This is a genomic window from Bombella pluederhausensis (assembly GCF_026385525.1).
GTDB lineage: Bacteria > Pseudomonadota > Alphaproteobacteria > Acetobacterales > Acetobacteraceae > Bombella > Bombella pluederhausensis.
Genome location: NZ_JANIDY010000002.1, coordinates 221,365 through 246,315, shown reverse-complemented (window position 1 = coordinate 246,315; position 24,951 = coordinate 221,365). Strand labels below are relative to the sequence as shown.

General features: G+C 56.9%; 20 protein-coding genes. 6 read left to right on the top strand and 14 right to left on the bottom strand.

Annotated elements, in window-relative coordinates; translation table 11 throughout:
- Positions 1-312: 312 nt before the first annotated feature.
- The 5 genes from NQF86_RS05765 (at position 313) to NQF86_RS05745 (ending at position 7,533) form a co-directional block, all read left to right on the top strand.
- The gene (locus NQF86_RS05765) at positions 313-912 is read left to right on the top strand and encodes a hypothetical protein (protein WP_266116681.1); all 600 of its coding nucleotides are present in this window, start codon (positions 313-315) and stop codon (positions 910-912) included.
- Between the two features lie 95 nt (positions 913-1,007).
- A complete protein-coding gene (locus NQF86_RS05760; RefSeq protein WP_266116680.1) occupies positions 1,008-4,967 on the top strand; it encodes a Hint domain-containing protein in 3,960 nt (1,319 codons plus the stop codon).
- Between the two features lie 95 nt (positions 4,968-5,062).
- A complete protein-coding gene (locus NQF86_RS05755) occupies positions 5,063-6,040 on the top strand; it encodes an AEC family transporter (RefSeq protein WP_266116679.1) in 978 nt (325 codons plus the stop codon).
- Positions 6,037-6,528: a low molecular weight protein-tyrosine-phosphatase gene (locus NQF86_RS05750; RefSeq protein WP_266116678.1), complete on the top strand. Its 492-nt coding sequence runs from the start codon at positions 6,037-6,039 to the stop codon at positions 6,526-6,528. Before NQF86_RS05755 ends, NQF86_RS05750 begins: the two co-directional genes overlap by 4 nt.
- A 57-nt stretch (positions 6,529-6,585) precedes the next feature.
- Positions 6,586-7,533 (top strand): 2-hydroxyacid dehydrogenase, encoded by a 948-nt coding sequence (locus NQF86_RS05745; RefSeq protein ID WP_266116677.1) that lies wholly within the window; start codon positions 6,586-6,588, stop codon positions 7,531-7,533.
- A 65-nt stretch (positions 7,534-7,598) separates the two neighbouring features.
- On the opposite strand, the gene NQF86_RS05740 is transcribed toward NQF86_RS05745, so the two are convergent.
- The 11 genes from NQF86_RS05740 to NQF86_RS05690 form a co-directional block, all read right to left on the bottom strand.
- Positions 7,599-8,072 carry a TM2 domain-containing protein gene (locus NQF86_RS05740; protein ID WP_266116676.1) on the bottom strand — a complete coding sequence of 158 codons (474 nt, stop codon included), beginning with the start codon at positions 8,070-8,072 and terminating at the stop codon, positions 7,599-7,601.
- A gap of 66 nt (positions 8,073-8,138) precedes the next feature.
- A complete protein-coding gene (locus NQF86_RS05735; protein WP_266116675.1) occupies positions 8,139-8,897 on the bottom strand; it encodes an NAD kinase in 759 nt (252 codons plus the stop codon).
- An 8-nt stretch (positions 8,898-8,905) separates the two neighbouring features.
- A complete protein-coding gene (locus NQF86_RS05730; RefSeq protein ID WP_266116674.1) occupies positions 8,906-9,295 on the bottom strand; it encodes a hypothetical protein in 390 nt (129 codons plus the stop codon).
- 5 nt (positions 9,296-9,300) lie between these two features.
- Entirely contained in the window at positions 9,301-10,890 is a 1,590-nt protein-coding gene (gene purH, locus NQF86_RS05725) for a bifunctional phosphoribosylaminoimidazolecarboxamide formyltransferase/IMP cyclohydrolase (protein ID WP_266116673.1), read from the bottom strand.
- 87 nt (positions 10,891-10,977) lie between these two features.
- On the bottom strand, positions 10,978-12,510 hold the full coding sequence (locus tag NQF86_RS05720) for an efflux transporter outer membrane subunit (RefSeq protein WP_266116672.1): 1,533 nt from the start codon (positions 12,508-12,510) through the stop codon (positions 10,978-10,980).
- Positions 12,507-13,673, bottom strand: coding sequence for an HlyD family secretion protein (locus NQF86_RS05715; protein ID WP_266116671.1), 1,167 nt, complete (start codon positions 13,671-13,673; stop codon positions 12,507-12,509). The genes NQF86_RS05720 and NQF86_RS05715 overlap by 4 nt, the downstream gene beginning before the upstream one ends.
- Positions 13,674-13,728: 55 nt before the next feature.
- Positions 13,729-15,345, bottom strand: coding sequence for an MFS transporter (locus NQF86_RS05710; protein WP_266116670.1), 1,617 nt, complete (start codon positions 15,343-15,345; stop codon positions 13,729-13,731).
- A gap of 229 nt (positions 15,346-15,574) precedes the next feature.
- Entirely contained in the window at positions 15,575-16,195 is a 621-nt protein-coding gene (gene eda / locus NQF86_RS05705; RefSeq protein ID WP_266116669.1) for a bifunctional 4-hydroxy-2-oxoglutarate aldolase/2-dehydro-3-deoxy-phosphogluconate aldolase, read from the bottom strand.
- Positions 16,192-18,060: a phosphogluconate dehydratase gene (gene edd / locus NQF86_RS05700; protein ID WP_266116668.1), complete on the bottom strand. Its 1,869-nt coding sequence runs from the start codon at positions 18,058-18,060 to the stop codon at positions 16,192-16,194. Before edd ends, eda begins: the two co-directional genes overlap by 4 nt.
- Positions 18,061-18,387: 327 nt before the next feature.
- On the bottom strand, positions 18,388-20,334 hold the full coding sequence (locus tag NQF86_RS05695; protein WP_266116667.1) for a transglycosylase SLT domain-containing protein: 1,947 nt from the start codon (positions 20,332-20,334) through the stop codon (positions 18,388-18,390).
- A gap of 236 nt (positions 20,335-20,570) precedes the next feature.
- A complete protein-coding gene (locus NQF86_RS05690; RefSeq protein ID WP_266116666.1) occupies positions 20,571-21,392 on the bottom strand; it encodes a uracil-DNA glycosylase in 822 nt (273 codons plus the stop codon).
- Positions 21,393-21,569: 177 nt separating this feature from the next.
- On the opposite strand from NQF86_RS05690, the gene NQF86_RS05685 reads away from it, so the two are divergent.
- Positions 21,570-22,466 (top strand): 4-(cytidine 5'-diphospho)-2-C-methyl-D-erythritol kinase, encoded by an 897-nt coding sequence (locus tag NQF86_RS05685; RefSeq protein ID WP_266116665.1) that lies wholly within the window; start codon positions 21,570-21,572, stop codon positions 22,464-22,466.
- Between the two features lie 79 nt (positions 22,467-22,545).
- On the opposite strand, the gene NQF86_RS05680 is transcribed toward NQF86_RS05685, so the two are convergent.
- The 3 genes from NQF86_RS05680 to NQF86_RS05670 form a co-directional block, all read right to left on the bottom strand.
- Positions 22,546-23,067 carry a hypothetical protein gene (locus NQF86_RS05680; protein ID WP_266116664.1) on the bottom strand — a complete coding sequence of 174 codons (522 nt, stop codon included), beginning with the start codon at positions 23,065-23,067 and terminating at the stop codon, positions 22,546-22,548.
- A gap of 154 nt (positions 23,068-23,221) precedes the next feature.
- Positions 23,222-24,493 carry an ammonium transporter gene (locus NQF86_RS05675; RefSeq protein WP_266116663.1) on the bottom strand — a complete coding sequence of 424 codons (1,272 nt, stop codon included), beginning with the start codon at positions 24,491-24,493 and terminating at the stop codon, positions 23,222-23,224.
- Positions 24,493-24,831, bottom strand: coding sequence for a P-II family nitrogen regulator (locus NQF86_RS05670; protein ID WP_266116662.1), 339 nt, complete (start codon positions 24,829-24,831; stop codon positions 24,493-24,495). Before NQF86_RS05670 ends, NQF86_RS05675 begins: the two co-directional genes overlap by 1 nt.
- Between the last annotated feature and the right edge of the window lie 120 nt (positions 24,832-24,951).

The following is a 24,951-nucleotide window of genomic DNA, read 5'->3' as shown; positions in this document are numbered from 1 at the left end:
CAGGATAGAGCACAGGATTCCTAAAATAATTGGGCATCGGAATGGCAAACCATCCGATGAATTCGCTCAAATTCGGGGAACGCTAACGCCTTGTCGGCCAAGCCAATCCCGAGCCAAGCCGTCCTTGCTCCAGCAATAAGGCGGAAGGTGTAGAGACTGTACGGGCGACACCATGGCAGGGTTCCATCCCTGTGGTGAAGAGACAGTCCAGACCACGAACGGCCCCCTCCGCTGCGGGCCGGCGGCGAAAGCCGAAGTGGTATGAATCCTGGGGTCGAGGGTTCGAATCCCCCCGCGGACACCAACAGACACATGATGCAGCGGGACCTCCACATCACCCGTCCTTCAGGAAAAACCAGCATGACCCAGCGAGACGTTACCGCCCTAAAGGCTTTTCAGGAATGGTTTCTCTCCCCAGCTGGGCCTGGCCTGCTGCGTATCCCCCTTTACCAGCCAACTCACCATGAAAGTGGAGTTTCCGCCATTACGCTATACCGGCGCAATGGCTATCAGGCAGAGCTGTGCACCCTGCCACAGGGGCAGGAATACGAAATAAAAATCCCGGAAAGCTCATGTGCACTCTCAACATTTCTTGGTGGCTCACTTAATTACACTATAGTAAACGTCCCCGATTCTGAAAAAAATATAAAAGATGCTGCACTATTAGAAGCATTCAGCACTGACAATTTCATAGATGATTCCATCTCTGACTTTCAGAACCCAGAAAAGCTGGAAGAAGCACATCCTATCGTAGCTTCAACGCGCCATATCTCCTACACTCAGCCCCTCCAGGGGGGATATAGGGTTCTTGTTTCATCCCCGCAGGGAAATGCCATTATTTTGTTCTTCAGCTTCTATTCTGCCGAGAATGACACCTTAAGCGGATTAAGATTTGTTCAACCAGTACCGTAATCGAAAAGATTCATTTTGCTAGCATTCCCGTAACGCTTCATTTATTCTCTGGTAACCCTACCTCCCAATACCCTGAAATTGAGAGATGCTCAGACATGGTCACTTACACCTCCAACCCCGCCTACGACAACATACCCTACCCCAACCCACGTAACTACAAATGGGTGATCACTGGCGGTAGTACAGCCCAGCTAACCCAGCATCAGGACACATCGAACTACTACGTCATCGGGTCGGGCGCAAAAGGGAACTCCCTCGTTCCGGTCATCAACCATTACTTCTCCAATGGTGTGGCCGCTAATGAGGGGTCCATTGCTGCCGTGGGCGCAGATGCCAGGGTCTATGGTGCGACTGCGCTCTCCAACGCCTCCATTGAGGCCGTGGGATCCGGGCAGGTGATTGGTGGTATTGTCGGTTTTTCTGGCGCTATCTTCGCTGGTGGCGTGACCAACGCACCCGCTGCGGCCAGTGCTATAGGACCCGGTACGGCCATCGACCCTATCGTAGGGTCTGGTGGATATGCCCTCGTGGGTGGTGGTGGCAACGACTTCTACGTGAAGGGCTACCTCGCCAACGGGAGCGGTGGCCTGATGTCTGGCGGCACATTTAACCCGGGCAGTTACTACGGGGTCGGTAACGGTGGGGTGGCCCTGAATGGGACCATCTTTGGTAGTCAGGCCGTTTTCTCCAATGGGACATCTCTAAACCAGCTTTTCGTCAATGATGCCAAACAGCTGGTTGTCAGTAACGGCCTCTCCTCCAATGGCACATTCACCAATGGTGCCGTCCTCATTAATGCAGGTGGGACAACATCTGGTGCAACCGCCATGAGTGGCGGTATTCTGGGTGTCTCCGGTGGTACTTACGTTACCTGGCTGAATGCTAATTATCAGTCCAGCTTCGGTGGTTATGGTAGCGGCACTTCTGTCAATGATGTCGTCTCTAGTGGCGGGACGGAAGTCGTCTCGAAAGACGGTATTGTTTCTGGCTCCACCATTCTCTCGGGCGGGCAGGGCACCATCCTGAGCGGGGGACTTTCTTATTCTCCGACCATTAGCGGCGGAACGGAAATAGTCAGCAGTGCTGGCTTCCTGAATAGCGGGTATGTTACAAGCAAGGGTAACATTACCCTTGTTGGGGGTACCGCCTACAGCGTCAGTGCGACTAATAGCGCCAGTGTTGTTATTTCCTCTCGCGGTGTTGGTAGCAGCCTAAACGCTGTCAATCAGGCTGGCATCTTCATCAGCGCAAACGGTACCGGTAACAATATCTCTGTCAGCAATGGCGGTAGTGCCATTGTTTCATCTGGCGGTAGCGGAAATACTGTTACCATAGGTAACGCTGGTATCGCTATCGTCTCCAGCGGCGGTTCTGCTGCCTATATCAGTGCCAACCAGAGCGGATTTGCCGAAATCAAAACTGGGGGTACTGGTAACCACGTCTATGCCAACTCTGGCGGTACGGTTCAGGTCGATAGTGGTGCCTCGGCAGGTAACCTTGTCCTTAATGCTGGTGGGACGGCGAACGTTATTGCCGGGGGTGTCATCTATAACGGTGGTACCATCAATGATGCTGGCATCATCTACAACCTTCCTTCAGGTGCTACGGCTGACTTTATGGTCGCTAGTGCCGGTGGTGTCCGTGGTGCCCTTGCTGGCACTTCCATATCTGGTCTCTATGCAGCCGCTAGCGGGTTGGGCCTCCTGACAAAGCCCGGTGCTTCTGCTGCGACAGCCGAGGCAGGCTACGACCCCAACAATACCAACGCCAGCGGCGGTACAATCATTGTCAGCAATGGCGGTATTGCTTCGAATGTAGGCGCCATATCTGGCGGTACGGCCATCATTGCGTCTGGCGGTACGGTCAGTGGCTTCCTCCCCATCAATGGTGGGACAGCCACCCTGATGACAGGCGCCCAGATCCCCAGCGGGGCTACAGTACAAATTTCCGGTGCCAGCACTGTTACAAGTAGCTACGGTGGCTTCATTGCCGGGTATACTTACAGCAGTTCCGTCATTAATGGTCTGTTCTCTGTTGATTCCGGCTACAGCCTCGGCGAGGTTGATGTTGGCAATCTGGGTAGCGCCAGCATCAATGCTGGTGCAACCGTTGCAACGCTTAATGACGCTAGTGGGACTGTCACCGTTGCCAGCAATGCTGTCGTCAGCTCTCTCGCAGCTTCTGGAGCTGGGGCCTCAGTCTTTGTCTCGGGCGGAGGATCTGCCAACTCTCTGACAGCCGGAACAGGCGCCTCGGTCTTCATCTCAAGCGGTGCTACGGTCCCCCTCGTGACACTCAGCGGTGCCACGGCTGAAATCCCCACCGGGGTCAACAGCATACAGACCATCTCTGCTATCGCAGGGGGTACGAGCATCATTGACTCTGGCGCCCTCGTTAATAGTGTGTTCCTTTCCTCCGGTAATGCGACCGTCAATTCTGGCGCTTCCATCAACACACTGACAATCATGAGCGGGGCCTCCGGTGTGCTGATGCCGGGTGCGTCTGTTCAGAACGTCATGGTCAATAGTGGCGGCTGGGTCAGCGGTGCCCAGATATCGAACAATGGCAGCATGACTGTTGCCTCTGGCGGTACCGCCCTTCAGACTGTCGTGTCGTATGATGCTGGTACCGGGTCGCATGTCAGCAATCCGTACACCATGCTTCAGTCTAGTGCGTATGTCTCTGGTGCAACCATTGTCGGGGCAGACCCGACTGGTGGACCTACGGCTCTTGGTGGCCTGCTCACCATTGCGTCCGGTGCGACACTGATCAACACCTCCATGGGCTATAACGCCCGTATCCGGATCACCGGGCAGAACTACGACAATAATGGTACGGTCTTTGTCAGCAACAATATTCTGACCGTTATTGAAGGAGCCACGAACGGTTCTGGCGGACAGACATGGGTCATGAGCCTCAGCGGTAATTACGATCCAAACGGGTTCAGCCTGGCCGATGACGGGCAGGGTAATACGGTTGTTGTCTATTACAAGTGCTTCCTCCCCGGCAGCATGATCCGCACTCCCAAAGGGGAGAAGGCTGTGGAGCGGCTGCGTAAAGGCGAGCAGGTCTGCGTCTATGTTGATGGCAAGGAAGAAGTGCGTGAGATCACGGCTGTCATTCAGCGCCGTGCCCGTGTTGATGTCTCCAAGCCGCAGGATATGGCTGGCTGGTCTGTTCTTGTCTCCAAGGATGCCTTCGGTCCAGGCCTGCCCAACAAGGACCTTTCTGTCACGCCAGAGCACTGCTTCTACTTTGAGGGACGGTTTGTTCCTGCCCGCATGCTCATCAACGGGACATCCATCCGTTACGATTACAGCCAGGTCGAGTATGACTACTATCATGTGAAGACCGAGCCGCATTCTGTCATCTGGGCTAATGATGTCCTGACAGAAAGCTGGCTGGACACGGACGTGCAGGATATCTTCAAGCAGGAAGATGCTGAAGAACACACCATGCGTCTGGTGGATCGTGAGCAGCTCAACTGGAACGAACATGCCGCTGCACCGCTTGATGTGACGCAGGAGTTTGTGAAGCCGCTCTATGACAGCTTTGCTGAACGTGCTAGCCAGCTTGGTTTCAAGAAACAGGATGAGGCTTCTGCTTCCTCCAGCGGCGACAAGACGACAGACCCGGCTCCTTATATCCGTCTGGAAAATGGGGAAACCATCCGTCCGCAGCGTCATGAAGCAGGGCGTTACCTGTTCTCCCTGCCGTCCCATACGCAGAAGATCACACTCGGTTCCCGCACCTTCCGGCCGTCCGAGGCGGTTGGCCCCCATGTGGATGACCGGCGTGAACTGGGCGTGCTTGTCGGGCAAATTTCTCTTTGGAATGGTGGCGATGAACGGATCATCACCCGCCATCTGACAGACAGAAACCTGAAGGGCTGGGACATCATCGAGGCTGGTCCGCATCGCTGGACCAAGGGTGAAGCCGAACTCGCCCTGCATGACCTGCCCCCCACAGGCGCAACCCAGCAGATCCTCAGTATTGAGGTGCAGGCTGGTGGCCCGTACTCTCTGACCACACAGGCAGCAGGCAAACAGGCCTGAAGCCCTTCTGCAAGGGAACATAAGACTGTTCCCTTGCAGGCTGAAACGTCATAGGCTGATTCCACCACTCCCCAACGCTGGATTGATGGCAGCCCATGACGACAGCCCTTTTCCTGACCATCATAGAAGCCATCCTGCCCATACTCGTTACGCTTGGGTTAGGTTATCTAGCTGCGTGGCGGCGGGATTTTGACTCCCATCAGGCCGGTGTTCTTATCCGGCTCGTCATGCTCTATGCTCTCCCCTTGGCCCTTCTGGCCTCCATCCTCAGCACACCGCGGGAGCGTGTTCTTTCAGCCGGGCCACTCGCTGGGTTGATCCTCATTGCCATGCTGGGAGTTTATGTCTGCCTCTTTTCCGCATTACGCTGGGGGATGAAGCGGAAACAGGGCGAAGCAGCACTGATCTCCATGACGGTAACGGGCCCTTCCGTTCCTTTCATTGGCATTCCGGTTCTTGGGCAGTTATTCGGCCCAACCAGTGCAGTCCCGATCTCGGTAGCGTCCCTCATCATGAATCTCTGCCAAATTCCGCTGACGCTGATCCTCATGAATCACGACCAGCAACGACAACAGAGGCAGGATGACACGCATCTATCATGGCAGGAAACAGTGCGAGAGTTGGGGGGGCACCTTCTTCATTCCTGCAAGGAACCAGTCGTCTGGGTCCCCATGCTCGCCTTCCTTCTGGTGCTGGCTGGTGTTCACCTCCCTGTTCCACTCAAAAGCTCTCTCCAGCTTCTTGGTCATGCTACAGGTGGCACAGCTCTCTTTGCATCAGGTGTCGTTCTCTGCGCCCGTCAGGTACGGTTCAGTCTGCCTGTTGGACTCATGGTTCTGGGGCGAAATATCCTCATACCGCTTGGCATATGTGCGCTGGCCTTCTTCTGGCGGCTTCCCTCTCTCACCCTTCAGGAAGGTGTACTCGCCATGGCCATGCCCAGCGCTGCCATGAATGTCATTCTGGCCATGCGCTATCACATGATGGAGCGTGAAATTGCTTCGGTCCTTTTCTTTGGCACCATAAGCTCCATATTCACCTTAGCATTCTTCATCTGGCTGACACATTCATGACACACTCCCCTTCCACTCCGTCTTTTCTCTTTGTCTGCACAGGCAATATCTGCCGCTCTCCTCTTGCCGAACTCGCCATGCGCCGGGAAGCCGAGCAGCGTGGCATCATGGCTGACATTGATTCAGCCGGGACTGGAAACTGGCATGAAGGCGACCGTCCTGACCCTCGTGCTCGTGCAACAGCCCGCAGGCATGGGCTGGATGGTAACCCTCTGCGGGCACGTCAGGTCCGACGGGAAGATTTCGATCGCTTCGACCACATCATCGCTCTGGACCGCTCCCACCTCGCCGCCCTGAGAAAACTGCAACCTGCTGGCAGCAAAGCCCAGCTCAGCCTTCTAATGGATCATGTACCGGGGCAGGAAGGCCGTGATGTCATCGACCCTTATTATGGGTCTGAAGCCGGGTTTGAAACCACATGGCAAGACGTGGAAACCGGATGCAAAGCTCTGGCCACCCGCTATCTGGACAATAATCCCATTAAGTGAACAAGATACCAGCGGGCCTTAAGGCAGGCCCCTGTTTCTCGCAGAAAGTCTCCTATCATGACTGAAAATACACCGACAAAGCAGCCTCTCCTTCTTCTGGAACCACTCCCTGAGCCTACTCTGGAGATTCTGGGGCAGTATTTCACCATCCATCCGTTCAGCGACATGGAGGCGCTGAAGGTGATCGCTCCTTCCATCCGGGCCATCGCCACGGGTGGCTCCTATGGTGTGCGACCGGATGTCATGGCCGCCTTGCCGAATCTGGAAATCATCGCCGTTAATGGTGTCGGGCTGGACAAAATCGACCTGACAGAAGCCAAACGGCGCAATATCCGTGTGACTGTCACAACCGACATTTCTACCAATGATGTCGCTGACATGGCCATGCTACTCCTTCTGGCCCTGAAGCGGAATCTCAGAAGCAACGAACAGTTCCTTACAGAGGGCCAATGGGCCACCGGGAAACTTCCCCCGCTCGCTCATTCCCTTAATGGTCGGAAACTGGGCATTGCCGGATTCGGCCGCATTGGTCAGGCTGTGGCACGGCGGGCACAGGCCAGCGACATGGAGGTCGCCTACTTCAACCCCCGCCCCCGTACGGAAAGCCCTCTACGGTTTGAGCCGGACCTTCTAAAGCTGGCTTCATGGGCGGATGTACTCGTCATCACTCTCCCCGCCACCCCGGCCACAAAACACATCATCAACAATGATGTTCTGACCGCTCTAGGAAAAGAAGGTGCGCTCATCAATACGGCCCGTGGCAGTGTCATTGATGAAGATGCCCTGCTGGATGCCCTGAAGAACAAAAAAATCGCCGGGGCCGGACTGGATGTCTTCCAGAACGAACCAACCATCAACCCGGCCTTCTTCGCTCTGGAGAATGTCGTGCTTCAGCCTCATCAGGCATCTGCCACCGTGGAGACACGGCTGGCCATGGGGCAAAACATCATCGACAATCTGCTTGCCCATTTCAGCGGCAAGCCCCTGCTGACCCCAGCCTGCTGACAAGGTCCATACCAGCCTGAAACCTCCCGCCAATCAGGACGGTTCAGGCTGGTATCAGGAGAATGTCAGAACCATTCCTTACGATTTTTCACATAAGTCAGATAAAAATCTTCATCTGACTTCATGATGTAAATGGCCCCCTCAATGAAAGCGATGAGCCCGACAATCGCACTTGGGATGCCAAACAGGAAGAACCCGACCAGCGTTATCAACAGCATGATCAGGCCAGCACGCTTATAGCCAAGATAGAATTTGTGGATTCCAAAACCACCGCAAATGATCGCCAGCAATGCTGCAATCATTCTGGATTTTCCATCTATTCCGTTCAGACTCATACTCGTTGCATCCCTCTGTTCCACGATCACAAAAATTGAAACAGCTTCGCCATTCCGTGATTCAAAATCGACCGCAGCGCCACCCCTCATCAGGTTAGGATCAGACTCAATGCTGCTCCCACTGAAATGGTAGCGTTTCTCATCATTTCCACTAATCAGCCCCTCATGCTTCTGAGAGTCGTAGCTGAGCACTACACCACGCATTACCATTCTCCATTACATGCACTTTCCGGGGCCCTGCATGCCCATCAGACGAGCAGGATGACGGGATTATTCGGCAAACTGTTCCGCTATGATCCGTTCGGACAGACTATGGTCAGGATCAAACAGAAGGGTCACTTTCTTTTCCTGATCCAGCCGAACAATCACTTCTGCCACATCCCGGATTTCTTCCGGCCCGGCCACCGCAGAAGCAGGCCGCTTTGCCGTATCAGACAGGGTAAAACGCACCGTTACATCTGCCGGTAACAAGGCTCCCCGCCAATGCCGGGGCTGAAAAGGCGATATGGGTGTCAGAGACAGAAGCTCTGCCCCCAGAGGAATAATCGGCCCGTGAGCCGAACGATTATAGGCCGTAGACCCTGCCGGCGTTGCCAGAATAATCCCGTCACAGGTCAGACGGGACATACGAGACCGGCCATCAACCTCAATGCCTATATGAACCGTCTGCCGTGTTTCCCGGTACAAAAAGACATCATTAAAACCGATGCCTTCATGCACCTCCCCGCCTGTGGTTTTGGCCCACATATGCAGGGGGGCAATCTCCGTATGCTGGGCATAGGCCAGACGCTGAGGAAGATGATCTTCCTCAGGGCTGTTCATGAGAAAACCGATTGTCCCATAATTCATACCAAAAACGGGAATATTGCGGCCCACAATATGCAGCAACGTCTCCAGCATGAAGCCGTCCCCCCCCAGACACACAAGCACTTCAGCCTGCTCCAAGGGGACATTGCCATAGCGCTCGGTAAAACGCTTCAGGGCATTCTGTGCCGCCTCGGTCGAAGCGGCAACGAAGGCGATATTCATAGGGCGTCTCAGGGAGACCCGCCGCCCTGATGCTCGATCACATCATAGGCAGCCGAACCGGGATAGGCGCCCTTCCGCACATCCAGAGCCGAAGGGCAGACCAGCCTGTCCTTGTCATACAGGGCCAGCACCCAGATTTTCTTCCCGTCAAGGCTGAGCAGCCCGTGAACCTTCACCTCATTGGCCAGACGCACGAACGGCAACAGAGACTCCGGCATGACAACATCCCGCCCGTCTGAAAACAGAACGCCATCACCCGTAATCCGACTAACCGTACCCGTAAAAACGGGCACGGGCTTCACATCGTACTGACAATCTGCGGCCTGAGCTGCCAGAGGCACCATACCAAGCAGGCCACATGCCAGCACGAAAAGAGCAGAAAATCGGGTGATCATCATAAACCTCAATGTCTGAAGTGGCGCATCCCCGTAAAGACCATAGCAATACCTGCGGCATCAGCAGCGTCAATCACTTCCTGATCCCGGATGGACCCACCGGGCTGAATAACAGCCGTTGCCCCTGCAGCGACCACGCTCTCCAACCCATCAGCAAAGGGGAAGAACGCATCAGAAGCCGCAACGGACCCTTTGGTCAGGGCCTCGGCTTCACCGGCAGCCTGCGCTGCATCTTCACTCTTGCGGGCTGCAATGCGTGCACTATCCACACGGGACATCTGCCCCGCACCGATACCCACCGTAGCCTGATTCTTCACATAGATCACGGCATTGGATTTCACATGTTTGGCAACACGGAAGGAGAACAGAAGATCAGCCATTTCCTGCGCCGTTGGCTTGCGCTTGGTCACGACCTTCAGCATGTCTTCCGTCACATGCCCGTTATCCCGGCTCTGGGCAAGGAAACCACCGGAAACGGAGCGGAACGACAGGCCCGGTGCCTGAGCATCCGGTACGCCGCCCGTCAGCAGCAGGCGCAGATTCTTCTTCTTCGCCAGAATGGCCTTCGCCCCTTCATCAGCATCAGGAGCCACGATCACCTCGGTGAAGATCGCACTGATCTGTTCAGCCGTGGCTTCATCCAGCGTGCGGTTCAGAGCCACGATGCCACCAAAGGCAGAGACCGGGTCACAGCGCAGAGCAGCCTTCCATGCCTCTACCAGCGTAGCCGCAGAAGCCACACCGCACGGATTGGCATGTTTGACGATCACTACGGTCGGCTCATCAAACTCAGCCACAGCCTCAAAGGCGGCATCCGTATCATTGAGGTTGTTATAGCTCAGGGCCTTACCCTGAATCTGCTTCGCCGTGGCCAGACCGGGCCGTGCGCTGCCATCACGATAGAAGGCAGCTGCCTGATGGGGGTTCTCACCATAGCGCAGCAGCTCGTCACGCTGGCCGGATAGTGTCAGGACCGGCGGCAGAACGACCTTGCCCGGTTCATCACCCTGCTGGGTGAACCATGCAGAAATCATCCCGTCATAGGCTGCCGTATGTGTGTAGGCAGCCGCAGCCCATTCCCGGCGTTCTGCCAGTGTCGTACCACCCTGCTCCAGAGCCGCAAGGAAACCCGCATACTGGGCAGGGCTTGTCAGAATAGCGACAGAAGCGAAGTTCTTGGCAGCAGCCCGCACCATGGCCGGACCACCAATATCAATATTCTCGACACACTGTTCAGCATCGGCACCGGAAGCCACAGTAGCCGCAAAGGGGTAGAGATTGACGCAGACCAGATCAATCGGCGCAATGCCATGTTCCTGCATCTGCGCCTTGTGTTCTTCCTTGTCCCGCCGACCAAGAATACCGCCATGAATCCACGGCACCAGTGTCTTGACCCGGCCATCCAGAATCTCGGGGAAGCCTGTATGCTCGGAGACTTCCTTCACGGGCAGGCCAGCTTCACGCAGCGTACGGGCAGAGCCACCTGTGGAAAGGATTTCAACATTCCGGGCCACGAGGGCACGGGCCAGATCAACCAGCCCTGTCTTGTCGGAGACAGACAGAAGGGCACGACGGGGGGAAAAACGTGTATCAGTCATGATTGTGGCATATCCCCCACCTTCCAGCGGCGCAAGACAGATTCACATTAATGACTCGCAAAAAAGCCACCTTTCCGCCTCTCCTCCTTACTGGGTCGTGCTTTCCCCATTCTTATGCTGGGCATCGGCCACCATACGCTGTTCAGTGGCGGCAAGCACGGGCTGCCAGCCCCCGCCCAACGCCCGATAGAGGCTGACAGCGGCTAGGGTCGTCTCCATCCGCAAATCCGCCAGCGTTACCTGACTGGAAAGCAGCATGGATTCCGCCCTATCCACTTCCAGAAACGGCACGGCGCCATCCGCATATTGCAGGCGGGCGGCCTTGTAGGCCTTGCGGTTCTGCTGCACCAACTCCGAAACATGCTGATAGCGGAGCTGAAGCTGGGCCAGCCTTGTGATGGCGTCATCCACATCCCGCCACGCATTCAGGACCGTCTGACGATAGGCGAGAGCCGCTTCCTTCTGCTCAGCTTTCTTCAGAGCCAACGTACCCCGCAGCCGTCCCCCTTCAAAGATCGGGACATTCACGGTCGGGCCAAGGGTGAAATATTTGGCGGCAGGCATGAAGAAATCCCCTGCCGAGAGGCTCTGCGTTCCCAGATTGCCCGCCAGATTGATATCCGGATAGAAAGCCGCCTTCGCTGCCCCTACCTCAGCCGTAGCTGCATGCAGGCGGGCATCCGCCACCATGATGTCCGGCCTGCGCTGTGCCAGGCTGGAAGGTACATCCACCCCGACCGAAACAGGCACATCCAGCTGCGGCTTGACCGGCAGAAGCTCCTCCTCCAACGCACGAGGCGGCAGGTCCAGCATGACGCCCATCGTGTTGATCAGGGCGGCCTGCATGTCCCTCAAGGGAGGCAGGGCACTGTCCGTCTGTTCGACCTGCCCACGGGCCTGCGCCACCTCCAGATCATTCGCCGCCCCTTCCTTCTGGCGAGCCAGAACGAGAGCCAGATCATGCCGCACAAGCGCCTGATGTCGTTCCGTCAGGCTGATCTGTGCCTGAACGGCCCGCAATCTCAGGTAGGCCTCAACGAAATCAGCAAGGCGGGCCAGTGCAATGCCACGGGCATAGGCCTGCTGCTCATCCACACGGGCCTTTCCGGCTTCCACAAGGCGGCGGATGCGACCAAAAACATCCATGTCCCACGAAGCCGAGCCAATATTGGCATACTGCTCATATTGCAGATTGGACCCCGGTGCAGGCTCGGCCAGTGTCAGAAAACCCTTCCGGCTCTGCTGTGTCCATGTATAAGACCCAGCCCAGTTGAGACTTGGCACCCCTTCTGCGGCCACGACCTTCAGTTGCCCACGAGCCTGAAGCACACGGGTCGCCGCCTGCCGGATATCCAGATTCTCCCGGGAAAGCCGATCCACCAGCCTGTTCAGGACAGGGTCGTGCCATTGCTGCCACCAGCTGACATCCACTGTTGCAGGGCTTGTAAAACCCCTGTTCCGCTTCTCCCGTGCATCGGCGGCCTTCTGCCATGAGGCGGGCTGATCGGCCTCCTTGGGAACCTGATAATCCGGCCCCATCCGCACACATCCGCCCAAGGCCAGCAGAACCAGCCCCACCGTTCCCTTCACACTACGGACAGACAGATTTCTCACACTCATTTGTCTGTCACCGCACGGTCTGTCCGTGTCTGGTCCCGCACCACGGAACTCAGCCCTGTATCCACGGTCGTCTCAACGGAAAAACCCATCCGCAGCAGGCGGGCATGAGGCTGGCCCGGCACCAGCGTGATCTTGACGGGCAGACGCTGGACGATCTTGGTGAAATTGCCCGTGGCATTTTCAGGGGCCAACGGCGCAAAGGCTGCGCCAGACGCAGGCGGAACGCTGTCCACGACACCATCCAGATCAATATCATAGGCATCCACGTGGATACGGGCTTTCTGACCGGGGCGCATATGCTGGAGAGCAAGCTCCCGATAGTTCGCTTCAATCCAGAGCTGGTCCATCGGGACCACCACCATGAGGGCAGCACCATCCGGCACATAATTGCCGCTCTGCACCGTACGTTCCCCGACCATGCCATCAAAGGGAGCACGGATGGATGTATAGGACAGATTCAGCTCGGCCTGATGCACCCGTGCCTGATCCACATCCACCTGACGGCGGCTGGAATCCTGTCGTGCCTCCAGTACACGGAGCTGCGCTTCTGCCGCATCTCTCTGCGCCTCTGCCGCCTGAAGGGAGGCTGTCAGATCATCCAGACTGGCACGGGTCCGTTCACCTTCTTCCCGGCTTCCTGCACCATTAAGGGCCAGATGGGCGTAACGGCTGGCATTCTGTTTCGCAAAAAGAAGCTGAGCGGAAAGCTGGGCCACACGGGCCTTTGCCTCGGCGATGATGGAAGGCTGACGCGCCACGCTGGCAGCGGCATCCATCACAAGGGCACGGTCATGTGCTTCCACCGCCCGGGCCTGATCCAGTGCCGTCTGATAGTCCCGTGGGTCCAGCTGCACGAGAATGTCCCCGGCATGAACGGTCTGGTTGTCATCCACCGGAACAGACACGACCTGACCGGGCACACGAGGGGCAATGACGCTGTAATGCGCTGTTACATAAGCGTCATTCGTCCATACATGCGCTGCCGGGACGAAAACGATGACCAGCACACTGATGATGAAGGCCAGAATGATTCCCCCAGCCAGAAAAAACGGCCAGCGTTGCCGTCTTTTATGAACCAGTGCAGCGTTATCAGCGGGCACCGTGGTCGTTATGCTGACCTGCGGGCTGGCAGCACTGACCTGCTCTCCTGCCTTCTGTGTCATGTCCCCATCTCCCGCTCTATTCTGGCCATCACCCCGCATTCCCGTACTTTTTTCCTCATGCCTTGATGCTCTCCTTATGATGAGCCACCGGGTGATCGGGAGATGCGGCTCCACGAGGGGCAAAAACGACCCATGGCGGATAGGTGCGCACAGGCACAAGCAGAATGAAGAACATCAGCACCACCAGAAGGGCCGCCAGAACGCAGAACAGGTCTGACAAGGTCAACACGGCAGCCTGATGATGAAACTGCTGCTTGAGAAAACTCATACTCCCCCGATAACGGGGCCTGCCATCTGGCAGCAATGGTGTCGGACTCTGGATGAGTGGGCTGCTCCCCTGCACCAGCGCATAACGGTACTGACCCAGATGATCCGCCAGACGGTCTGAATGCAGGCCACCCCGCCAACGACCAACCAGCTCCATCAGCCAGTTTCCACCAACCATCATGAAGGCACGGGGCATATTCACCAGAGCCACGGCGAAGGGGGATTCTTCTGCTACCACGGCATTGGTGGACATCAGCAGCAGGGAGGATAGCACCATCACCCCACCAATCCCCTGAAGGAACTGCCAGATATAGAACTCCGGCCTCTGCCACACAGATGTGACCAGTGAATCCCCACAACAGGCGATGAACATACAGACCATGCCGAAAAATCCGACAATCCGGCAATCCACATCACGCCGGTTGAGCAGATAGCCCACAAATGGAGCGATAGCGATCTCCACAGCGGCGACTTCCAACGTCACAAGGTAACTCTGCTCTGGCCGATACCCCACAACCTTCGTCAGAAACTGCAAGGGCACGGATGAGGCGGAAAGCGACACCACCACAAACAGGCTGATGCCCCCCACCCCGTAAATATAATTATTTCGGCTAAGCAGCTGGAAACGAAAGAAAGGTAACGGATGCTTCCATTCATTCCAGATCAGCAGCGGCACGGCCATCAGCCCGATAGCGCCCAGAACGCAGATCAATGGTGAATTGAACCAGTCCAGCCAATCCCCAAGAGACAGGACTGTCGTCAGACACCAAGCCGCCGTGGCGAAAAATAGCAGGCCATAACTATTGAAAATCTGAAGCCGGTGATGCTGTGGCTCCATCACGGGCATACCGTACCAGATCAGCAGCCCCGCCAGTGCTCCCATTGGTATGGCCTGAAGGAAAATGAACTGCCAGCTCAACAAGTCTGTCCATAATCCGGCGAGCATCGTCCCAAGATAAGGGAAGCAGGTGGAAACAAGTGTATAAGCCACCAGCCCATAGGCCCGCAGATTGAAGGGCAGTATCTTGAGGATCGAGAACATCAACAACGGAATGGCAAAGCCACCCGCCAGCCCTTGAAAACTCCGCAAAATATAAAGCAGTAGAGGTGTCTGACAGAATGCTGTGGGGACGATGCTGCATACAGCCAATGTCAGCACGAAAAAGGCCCAACGCCGCAGGCTGAAGGTAATGGCCATCCACGGCGAAAGCCCTGCTCCAATAACCTGTGCAGACGTATAAAGACTGACAAACCAGCGGGACGGGTCATGACTTATGCCCATTCCCCCCATGATGTCACCCAGCCCCTGCGCCGAGACCTGTTCATTCAATGTCGTCATGACAGCCGTCAGCAACACACCTGCCAGACCGGCAATGGATGTCATGTGAGCACGAACAGTTTTCAACAGCTCCTCCTGACTGGGTGGTCAGAGCTGTATCAGGGAACAGGGCTCAGTTTAACCAAAAGATCACGCTTTCTTCTTTATTCGACCAGTCTGTTACATGAAAACAACAGCCGCTCATTCCGCATACGAAGGACATAAAAAAATGGCGGGACACATAGCACTGCCACATGTCCCGCCATCCCGAAGCTGGAAGGTCTCAACAACCTCCCACCCTCATAAAACGCTATTCTTAGCGCAGGCCCAGAGCCTTGGTCCGCTTGGCGACTTCCTCAGGGGAAGCATCGCCAGATGTCAGCCAAGAACCACCGACACAGCCAACGGTCGGCAGAGCCAGCCAGTCCTTGTAGGTGGCTTCAGTGATGCCACCTGTCGGGCAGAAACGCACGCCAAGGTTACCGAACACGGCGGACAGACCCTTGAGGGCCGGAATGCCACCATTTGTCATGGCCGGGAAGAACTTGAAACGGCGAAGCCCAAGGTCCAGACCCATCATGATGTCGCTGGCATTAGCCGTACCGGGCAGGAATGGAACATCACGCTCCAGAGCACCCTTGGCCAGAGCCGGCGTAATACCGGGGCTAACGATGAACTTGGCACCGGCCTTCATGGCCTTGTCCATCTGCTCGGTGTTCAGCACCGTACCGGCACCGACCAGAGCGCCTTCCACCTTGGACATCTCAGAGATGACATCCAGAGCAGCCGGTGTACGCAGTGTCACTTCCAGAGTGGAGATACCACCAGCGACCAGAGCCTCGGCGATCGGACGGGCCTTGGCCACATCCTCAACAACCAGAACAGGCATAATCGGGCTGCGGTCCATCACCGCATCCAGTCTCTCGATGTAGCTCATACCTCGGTTCCTTTCTCAACATCATCACCGATTTCTTCAAGCTCACGATCCATCATGAACTGCATCGGTGAAGCACCCTCCTCAGCGGACGGAGCCGCCTCGCGCATGAGGGCGAAAAGCTCACGCCCCGTACCGGCTGTTGCACGGTGCGGCTTGGTCGGCGTGCGGGCTGCCCATTCCTTCTCATCCACCAGCGCTTCCAGCTTGCCGGTGCGGGCACAGACACGGATGACATCGCCATCACGCACCTTGGCAAGCGGACCGCCCACCTGTGCTTCCGGACCCACATGGACCACAGCTGGAACCTTACCGCTGGCACCGGAGAGACGGCCATCGGTCACCAGTGCAATCTTGAAGCCCTGATCCAGCTCGACACCGAGGGACGGGATCAGATTGTGCAGCTCCGGCATACCATTGCCACGAGGGCCCTGACCGATGACGACAACGACAACGTCACGATGCAGCTCACCAGCCTTCTGAGCTTCCTTCACAGCGGACTGGGACTGGAAGACACGGGCAGGTGCCTCGATGGTCAGCAGGTTATCTGCCACAGCGCTGGACTTGTACACGCCACGACCCAGATTGCCCTGAAGCAGCTGGATACCACCAACCGGGTGGAAAGGCTCTTTCGCACCACGCAGGATTTCAACATCGCTGGAAGGCTTGGCCGGTGTGTAAACGACATTCTTGTCGTTGCCCATCAGGGCACGCTTAGCGTAGTCATCCAGACCATTCTCAGAGATGGTCGGTGCATCACGATGCAGAAGGCCAGCGCTGGACAGCTCGGAAATGACTGTCGGCAGACCACCAACCTCGTTGAACTTGTTCACATCGGAAGGCCCGCTCGGATAGACCTTGCAGAGTGTCGGCACAACGGCGGACAGTTCAGCGAAGTCTTCCCAATTCACGATGATACCGGCGGCACGGGCCACAGCCGGGATATGGATGGTGTGGTTGGTGGAGCCACCCGTTGCCATCAGACCAACGATCGCATTGACGATGGCCTTCTCATTGACCACCTCAGCCATTGGGCGGGGGTCTTTGCCCTTCGTGCTGATCTCGACCAGACGGTGCACGCTGGCACGGGTCATGGCCTGACGCAGAGGTGTATCAACCGGGATGAAGGAGGAATCCGGCATCATCAGGCCGAGGAACTCTGCCATCATCTGGTTGGTGTTGGCCGTACCGTAGAAGGTACAGGTACCTTCACTGTGATAAGAGGCCATTTCGGCCTTCATCAGCTCGTCCTTGCCAATCTTGCCCTGCACATAGAGCTGACGGACACGGACCTTCTCTTTGTTCGGCAGGCCAGATGTCATCGGACCGGACGGGATCAGAAGGCCCGGCAGATGGCCAAAGCGCAGCGCACCCATCAGCAGGCCGGGAACGATCTTGTCGCAGATACCCAGCAGAGCCACACCGTCATACATGGCATGGCTAAGGCCCACAGCGGTGGACTGGGCGATCACATCACGGGAGAACAGGGAAAGGTCCATCCCTTCCTGCCCCTGCGTGACACCATCACACATGGCCGGAGCCCCACCAGCAACCTGTGCTGTTGCGCCAACCTCACGAGCAAAAACCTTCATCTGCTCCGGGTAACGGCCATAAGGCTCGTGTGCGGAGAGCATGTCGTTATAGGTCGTAATGATCCCCAGATTGGGCCGCTGCTCGAACACCAGTTCCTGCTTATCAGCAGCACTGGAGGCAGCAACGGCGTGAGCAAGGTTACCACAGGTCAGCCGGGACCTGTCTGCACCTTTTTCACGATTACGCTCCATAAGAGTGAGGTAACGACGGCGGGACGTCTTGGACCGCTCAATAATTCTGGACGTTACACTCTCAACAACGGAATTCAGAGACATTGAAGCACTCGCTGTTCGGCTGGACACCCCACAGACAGACGGATAATTCCCCCTGAGAGACACGGCATCATATTATCATCCGCTCGCTTTCCAGTCTTGTAAGGAAAGCACGCACCGCCTTTTGTAAGGAAAGACGCCCTACCGGGCAAGCGGGCCACCCATGCACATCTCAGTCATCACCCTCTCGCCCTATACAAGGCGGCGCCTAAAAAGGGGCATTTCTTAAGGGTTTTTCAGGCAAAAACCCAGACGGAACCCCATGCTGCCATGCATGAAACTCCAGTCTGGGCTTTACGAAATGAGCCTCTCGACATACCGGGTCAGGCATCAGCTGGGCGAGTCACGCCCCTGTTCCTCATCCCGGAAGCTCGGCCAATGCCCTCCAGCCAAGGCCACGAGGGACGGCGTAGCTACATGAAGGCGCCGACCATAAACCCAGTCATTCGTCAGGACATTCCGGACATATTGCCGGGTTTCCGGGCTGGGCAGACATTCAATGAACATCAGCGGGTCCTGAAGGTCCTTCTGCCCGCTCTCCCAGCGAATGATGGCCTGTGGCCCTGCATTATAGGAGGCCAGAACCTTCAACAAAGACGCCTCCTCACTCTGCTCGCTCTGGGCGATGCTCCGGGCGAGATAGAGCATGTAAAGCTGCCCGACCTCCAGATTATAGCCCGGTTCCAGAAGGCGCTGTTCCATCGCCTGATTGAAATCATCCTCAGAGGATGCCGAAACAGTCTGAGGCAGATGATACTGCTCACTCACAAAACTGGCTGTGGTCGGACGTACCTGCATCATCCCATAGGCCCCAGCCGATGAAGACGCTGCGGCATCAAAATTAGATTCCATCCGGGCCACGGCATAGACCAGAGCTGAAGAAAGACGGAACCCGTGATAGGGATGCAGCTCCGGCAAGGGGCCAAGGACTTCTTTCAGTTCCTTATGATCCACCCGCTCCAGAGCGTGCTGCATCTGGTCTGCCAGCGCCACCATGCCCGCCTTTCGGACGACCAGCTGAAGGGAATGAGCCCGGACCGGGTCTACTAGAGCCCCCTGCCACATCTGGCGGGCCAGCATTTCAGCCCGCCCCTGCTCGCCAATCTGTAACAGGGCGAACAGATGGGCTCCTTCTTCCATAGAGGACACGACATTGATGTCCACCTCGCTCAGCACGTCCCTCTTTGCGCCTGTCAGCCCTATGTCAGACAGCACCCCAGCCAACGCGGCTTCCTGCGGGTGCTCGGTATGAAGCATCCGCCCAGCCAGCAGACCGTAAAAACTTTCACTCTGAACAGAAGCCCGGTGCAACCATGTCCGATACAAGGGCCTGTCTCCGTGGCGCTCGGCCACACGCCCCGCCCAGAATGAAGCCGCTGCCTGAACATCTCCATCCGTCTGCTCAGCATTGGCGGCTGTCTCGAACAAGCTATAGGCAGCGTCTAACTGCCCCTCACGCCACGCAGCAAGACCCGCCACAAAGGCAGGAAGCCCTACCCTATACTGCCCGACCTCCAGCCCGGCTGAACCGACCCGCAAGGCGGCACGTGTATCACCCTGACTAAGCGCCTGCATGGCGATCTCACCATGCAACTGCGCAGCATAGGCTGGCGTAACACCCGGCGTACGGTGCAGCTGGGCAAGCGCTTTCCGTATTCCGTCCTCGCCCTGTGCCGCCCTGTCCATCAGGTCACGTTCCAACGGGCTGTTATGAGTGAGTGTCTGAGAGAAAGGGACTGCTTTTTCGACCTGATGCAGGTCAGCCACATTTTCATAGCCAAAGGATGCAGGAAGGTCCGCTGTGGCCTTCCCTGTCCGCATCTGCTCCAGCTTCTGCTGAAGGAGCGGTGCATCCGGCAATGCGGAATAATGATGAAGCCAGTCTGCGAGTTCAGCCTCCGAAGAATGGAAAGCCGTACTCAGATAACGCTCTGCCAGATAGTCCGACAGAAGGAGACGCCCGGCTGTTCCATCAGTACTACCGGCCGTTCCGTGGGTTAGTTCTGCCAGACGTGCGGCATTCCCTTCCCGGACAGCCGCAAACAGAGCCCGATAATGCCCGGCAACAGCCGCAGAAAGCGGACGAGGCAGGGAAAGCCCTGTTCTGGAAGAAGGTGGTGCAGCGTGGCCCTCACCGTCATGATGCTCCGGCGTATGGGACGGAAAAGGAATAGCCTGCCCCTGCGCCGGAAAAACAGTGTGCCCCATCAGCATGGCAGCGCTGAGCACAACGCCACACAAAGCTGCGGGAGACCCACATGGAAGTATCCATCGCATAATGCAGGGGGACGTATCCTGCTTTTACGCCACTGGCAACCCTTGAAGTTGAACCAAACTCTCCCAGCATAGATAAATGAATACCGCTTCCCTAGGGGATAATCCAGACTATTCTTCTGATTTTACACGCCATTAGCAATTTTTTCGTCCATTCCCTACAACATGATTACAAAATGGCCATTTTCATCCTGTTCCGGGGGGAGCACCCCCTCTTTTCGAGAGGCGAATCGAGGCTTTCAGCCTTTCTCTGGAAAAAGGGTTTCATCAAGGCAAAGCAGGTCTGCCCAGAGAGCCTTCCGCCGCCCGGCATTCTCCCCAAGCTGGGCAGGATGCCAGAGAGGCAACAAAGGCACAGGGCCTTCCAGCCCCGGTATTCGCACCTCATGCCAGCGCCCCCTCAACTGGCTCAGGCGAGCTGTTTTCTGCAACAGCATCCATGCCGGTGTGGGACCCATCGTCACGATACGCTGCGGTCTGGCCAGAACGATGGTCCTGTGCAGAATCGGCAGGCAGGCTTCCAGCTCTCTCTGGGAAACACGCTGCCCCCCCGGTGGCCGCCATGGAATGGCCGGTGCCATGGAAAGCATACTCCGCTGTAACCCTATCGAGGCCAGCACCCGCTCCAGCATTTGCCCGGCATCACCAGCAAACAGCGTACCGTAACGGTCTTCATCCTCATTGGGCACTTCGCCCACCAGAAGAAAAGGAGCATCCTTCACAAAAACAGGCGCCAGATGATGTTTGGCCGTTCTCTCCAGACTCACACCGGGAATCTGCTGACTGGCCTTCACCAGAGCGTCACGATCCTGTGCACTGGCAAGAGCCGCCAGAACATCATCCATGCTCCTCGCCGTCCGCTGCGGCGAAACCGGACGAGCCCGCCCCTGCCCGGCTACAGCGGCAGGAGCAGGCCGTGTCTTAAGACGTTCCGGCAGGGCAGGGCTATCTTCCCACACATCCCACGGCATATCCTCCATGACACCATCAATGCCCCATTCCTGATGCAGACGAAGGGCCGCAAGTGCGTCCTGAACAGGATATGCCGGGAAAGATGCCATGATGGATGAAAACTTTTCTGCACGGTTCCGAGGATCAAGAGAGCGGTTTCAGCTCCCTCATGGTCTTTGACCTCCTGATTTGTTACATAGCCTGACCAGAAATGAACACCCCTCAACCGGACACCAGACCGGGCCATCACCGCCTTCTGTCCGGCTTTTACGCAAGGATGCCCTGCCATGGCGCTGCATCAGGATATGGCTCACGCCAAAATCAATCTGTTCCTTCATGTGACGGGCCGCCGTGAAGACGGCTATCACCTGCTGGACAGTCTGGCCGTATTTGCCGGGGCAGGGGATCAGGTCAGCCTGTCCTCCACAGGATCGAACACGGAAGACACGCTCAGTATAACAGGCCCCTTCTCGAAAGGGCTGGAAGCGGATAGCAGCAATCTTGTTCTGAAGGCCGCAAGGGCCCTGCGCCACGCACAGAACAAAACAAACCAAACACTCCCTGCCGCTTCTCTGAAGCTGGAAAAGCACCTTCCTGTCGCCTCCGGCATTGGAGGCGGATCAGCAGATGCCGCCTGCGCCCTGCGCCTGCTCACCCGTTTCTGGAATCTTCCACAGGAAACGGCCATCACGGTGGCCCCTTCACTTGGGGCTGATGTTCCTGTCTGCCTCATGCAGAAAGCCACCCGGATGGAAGGCATCGGCGAGATACTGACCCCGGCCCCAGCACTGCCAGAAATGGGCATGATACTGGTTAATCCCGGCGTCAGCGTTTCGACCCCCAGCATTTTCAAAAGACTGGCCGCTACCGGCGGCATCACGCCCCGCCCGCCTCTTTCCTTCCCGGCTGAAGGCTGGCCTACGCTGGATGCCCTCATCGCCTTCCTCCGCACCACGCATAATGACCTCCAGCCCCACGCCATTGCGCAGGAGCCTGTCATCGCTGCCGTTCTGGAACAGCTTTCAACCCTTCCGAAGGTCCGTTTCAGCCGCATGAGCGGGTCCGGAGCAACATGTTTCGCCCTGTTCGACAGTGCCGAACACGCTATTGAAGCAGCACAACATCTTGCCCAACAGGACGCCTCACGAAGCTGGTGGCAATGGGCTGGGCCTGTTCTGCCCTGATCTGGGACGCCCTGAACAGACAGATATAAAAAAGGCCCGCTCTTACAGGCAGGCCTTTTTTATTCTACAGACAAGCAACTTACTTGGCCGTTTCTTTCAGTCGCATGTTGCATTCGGAATAATATCCGCCGCCCTTCTGAATCCATCTCAGGCCACCATTGTGACCTGCCGTTTTATTGGCATTATACTGTGCCAGACAGGTCTGCATCCGAGCCTTCCCCGGTGTCAGAGACGCAAACTCCGGTGCAATCTGGGACGGAAACACAGCATTACCAGCCGCTGCCTGAGCAGTAGCAGGTGAGGAGTTGCCTGCCTCAGCCGGTGCAGAGGCTGAAGACTGCGCCGCGGCATCACTGCCCTTACAGTGGCTCTGACGGAAATCAGCATATTGCTGTCCATTCAGCTTACCAGCCCGTTTGGCAGCATTGAACGCACGATGACAGGCATAAAGAGACATCGGGCCCGTTGTCGGCGCAGGGGCAGCTGCCGGTGCGGGGGCAGACGGGGCAGGTGTGGGTGCAGCAGGAGTTTCTGCCATTGCAGCGGTAGCGCTCAACATAGAACAGGCCACAGCAGACAGACACAGACGTGCCAGCTTCATAGGTTCAATCCTTATCTTTCATGATGACACGGCGATTATAGTAAACATGAATGGAAAAGGCCCGCATCTTTTCCATCAGGCCGTATGTAATACGACCCTGTTCAGTCATAAAACTGTTCTGCCCTCAACAGAAGGCAGAACAGTCCCTTAAAGATCAGTTCAGACGTTCGCCATGCTGGGTCAGGTCCAGACCGATCTGTTCTTCTTCCGCCGAGACACGCATACCGATCAGCTTGTCCACAACCCAGAAAATCACGGCTGTCACCACGACACACCAGACGATCGTGACACCTACCGCCTCAGCCTGACGGAGGAGCTGCGCCCAGCTTCCGCTGATGCCTGCCGGGCTGGAGGCCGTTGCCGAAAGCGGCCCATAAGCGAACACACCCGTCAGCAAAGCACCAACAATGCCGCCTACGCCATGCACGCCAAAGGCATCCAGACTGTCATCATAGCCGAGCTTGTTCTTCAGAACGGCAGCACTATAGAAGCAGATACCACCGGCGATCAGCCCAATGGCCAGAGCCCCACCGGGAAGCACGAAACCGGCAGCTGGTGTCACCGCTACCAGACCAGCGACAACACCGGAAATGATGCCCAGTGCTGTCGGCTTGCCATGGCGCCACCATTCCACCAGCATCCAGCCCATGCCGCCACCGGCGGCAGCCACCTGTGTCGTCAGCATGGCCATACCGGCACGACCATTTGCCCCCAGTGCCGACCCAGCATTAAAACCGAACCAGCCCACCCAGAGCAGGGACGCCCCAATGATGGCATAGGCCAGATTATGCGGGGACATGTCATCACGCTTCAGCCCGTAACGCTGCCCGATCATGATAGCACAGACCAGACCGGCCACACCGGAATTGATGTGAACGACCGTACCGCCGGCAAAATCCACAGCACCAAGACCAGCCACCCAGCCCAGCGGACTCCAGACCCAATGGGCGATAGGGGAATAGACCAGCAAGGACCAGAGAATGGTGAACACGCACAGCCCGGAGAAACGGATGCGCCCGGCGAAGGCGCCCGTCAGCAGGGCAGGCGTAATGATGGCGAACGTCATCTGATACATCAGATAGACACTCTCCGGGATGGTCATGGGTGTCTCAGCGGGGGTGCCTGCCCCCAGCGTGAAGGCACCATCAACTCCCTGATGGATGTGATCCGCAATCCCCCGCAGGAAGAAGCGGGAGAGATCCCCAATCCACGCCGTGCCGGTCGAAAAGGCCAGACTATATCCCAGCACCATCCAGACAATGCTGACAATGCAGCAGATGCCAAAAGACTGGATCATGGTGGACAGCACATTCTTCCGCCGCACCATACCCGCATAGAACAGAGCAAGACCGGGGACAGTCATCAGCAGCACCAGCCCCGTGCTCATCAACATCCATGCGGTATCACCCGTATCAATCGCACGCATCAGAGAGCTCCCTCGCCGGTCTCGCCGGTACGGATGCGAACCATCTGTTCCACATCTGTAACCATGATCTTGCCATCACCAATGCGGCCTGTCCGGGCCGTTTCGGTAATGGCCTCAATAATATCGGGCACACGCTCATCCGGCACGACCGTCTCGACCTTGATCTTGGCGATGAAATTGATCGTATATTCCGCACCACGGTAAATCTCTGTCTGCCCCTTCTGACGCCCGAACCCACGGACCTCCGTCACGGTCAGACCATGCACGCCGAGCCCTGCGAGGGCCTCACGCACGTCATCCAGTTTGAATGGCTTTATGATCGCCGTTACAAGTTTCATCCCCTCTGGCCCTTCTCCCGTTGGTCCTTTGCTGATCCAGACTAAAATCGTGCCACCTTCATAACGATTTCTGCAAGACTTTCTTTTCACCAAAGATAGGGCTAGACACGATAAACCTGC

What these genes read in the sequence shown, in the direction of transcription:
- NQF86_RS05765 (WP_266116681.1), top strand. Translation starts at nt 313, where the DNA reads ATGATGCAGCGGGACCTCCACATCACCCGTCCTTCAGGAAAAACCAGC.
- NQF86_RS05760 (WP_266116680.1), top strand. Translation starts at nt 1,008, where the DNA reads ATGGTCACTTACACCTCCAACCCCGCCTACGACAACATACCCTACCCC.
- NQF86_RS05755 (WP_266116679.1), top strand. Translation starts at nt 5,063, where the DNA reads ATGACGACAGCCCTTTTCCTGACCATCATAGAAGCCATCCTGCCCATA.
- NQF86_RS05750 (WP_266116678.1), top strand. Translation starts at nt 6,037, where the DNA reads ATGACACACTCCCCTTCCACTCCGTCTTTTCTCTTTGTCTGCACAGGC.
- NQF86_RS05745 (WP_266116677.1), top strand. Translation starts at nt 6,586, where the DNA reads ATGACTGAAAATACACCGACAAAGCAGCCTCTCCTTCTTCTGGAACCA.
- NQF86_RS05740 (WP_266116676.1), bottom strand. Translation starts at nt 8,072, where the DNA reads ATGCGTGGTGTAGTGCTCAGCTACGACTCTCAGAAGCATGAGGGGCTG.
- NQF86_RS05735 (WP_266116675.1), bottom strand. Translation starts at nt 8,897, where the DNA reads ATGAATATCGCCTTCGTTGCCGCTTCGACCGAGGCGGCACAGAATGCC.
- NQF86_RS05730 (WP_266116674.1), bottom strand. Translation starts at nt 9,295, where the DNA reads ATGATGATCACCCGATTTTCTGCTCTTTTCGTGCTGGCATGTGGCCTG.
- purH (WP_266116673.1), bottom strand. Translation starts at nt 10,890, where the DNA reads ATGACTGATACACGTTTTTCCCCCCGTCGTGCCCTTCTGTCTGTCTCC.
- NQF86_RS05720 (WP_266116672.1), bottom strand. Translation starts at nt 12,510, where the DNA reads ATGAGTGTGAGAAATCTGTCTGTCCGTAGTGTGAAGGGAACGGTGGGG.
- NQF86_RS05715 (WP_266116671.1), bottom strand. Translation starts at nt 13,673, where the DNA reads ATGACACAGAAGGCAGGAGAGCAGGTCAGTGCTGCCAGCCCGCAGGTC.
- eda (WP_266116669.1), bottom strand. Translation starts at nt 16,195, where the DNA reads ATGAGCTACATCGAGAGACTGGATGCGGTGATGGACCGCAGCCCGATT.
- edd (WP_266116668.1), bottom strand. Translation starts at nt 18,060, where the DNA reads ATGTCTCTGAATTCCGTTGTTGAGAGTGTAACGTCCAGAATTATTGAG.
- NQF86_RS05695 (WP_266116667.1), bottom strand. Translation starts at nt 20,334, where the DNA reads ATGCGATGGATACTTCCATGTGGGTCTCCCGCAGCTTTGTGTGGCGTT.
- NQF86_RS05690 (WP_266116666.1), bottom strand. Translation starts at nt 21,392, where the DNA reads ATGGCATCTTTCCCGGCATATCCTGTTCAGGACGCACTTGCGGCCCTT.
- NQF86_RS05685 (WP_266116665.1), top strand. Translation starts at nt 21,570, where the DNA reads ATGGCGCTGCATCAGGATATGGCTCACGCCAAAATCAATCTGTTCCTT.
- NQF86_RS05680 (WP_266116664.1), bottom strand. Translation starts at nt 23,067, where the DNA reads ATGAAGCTGGCACGTCTGTGTCTGTCTGCTGTGGCCTGTTCTATGTTG.
- NQF86_RS05675 (WP_266116663.1), bottom strand. Translation starts at nt 24,493, where the DNA reads ATGCGTGCGATTGATACGGGTGATACCGCATGGATGTTGATGAGCACG.
- NQF86_RS05670 (WP_266116662.1), bottom strand. Translation starts at nt 24,831, where the DNA reads ATGAAACTTGTAACGGCGATCATAAAGCCATTCAAACTGGATGACGTG.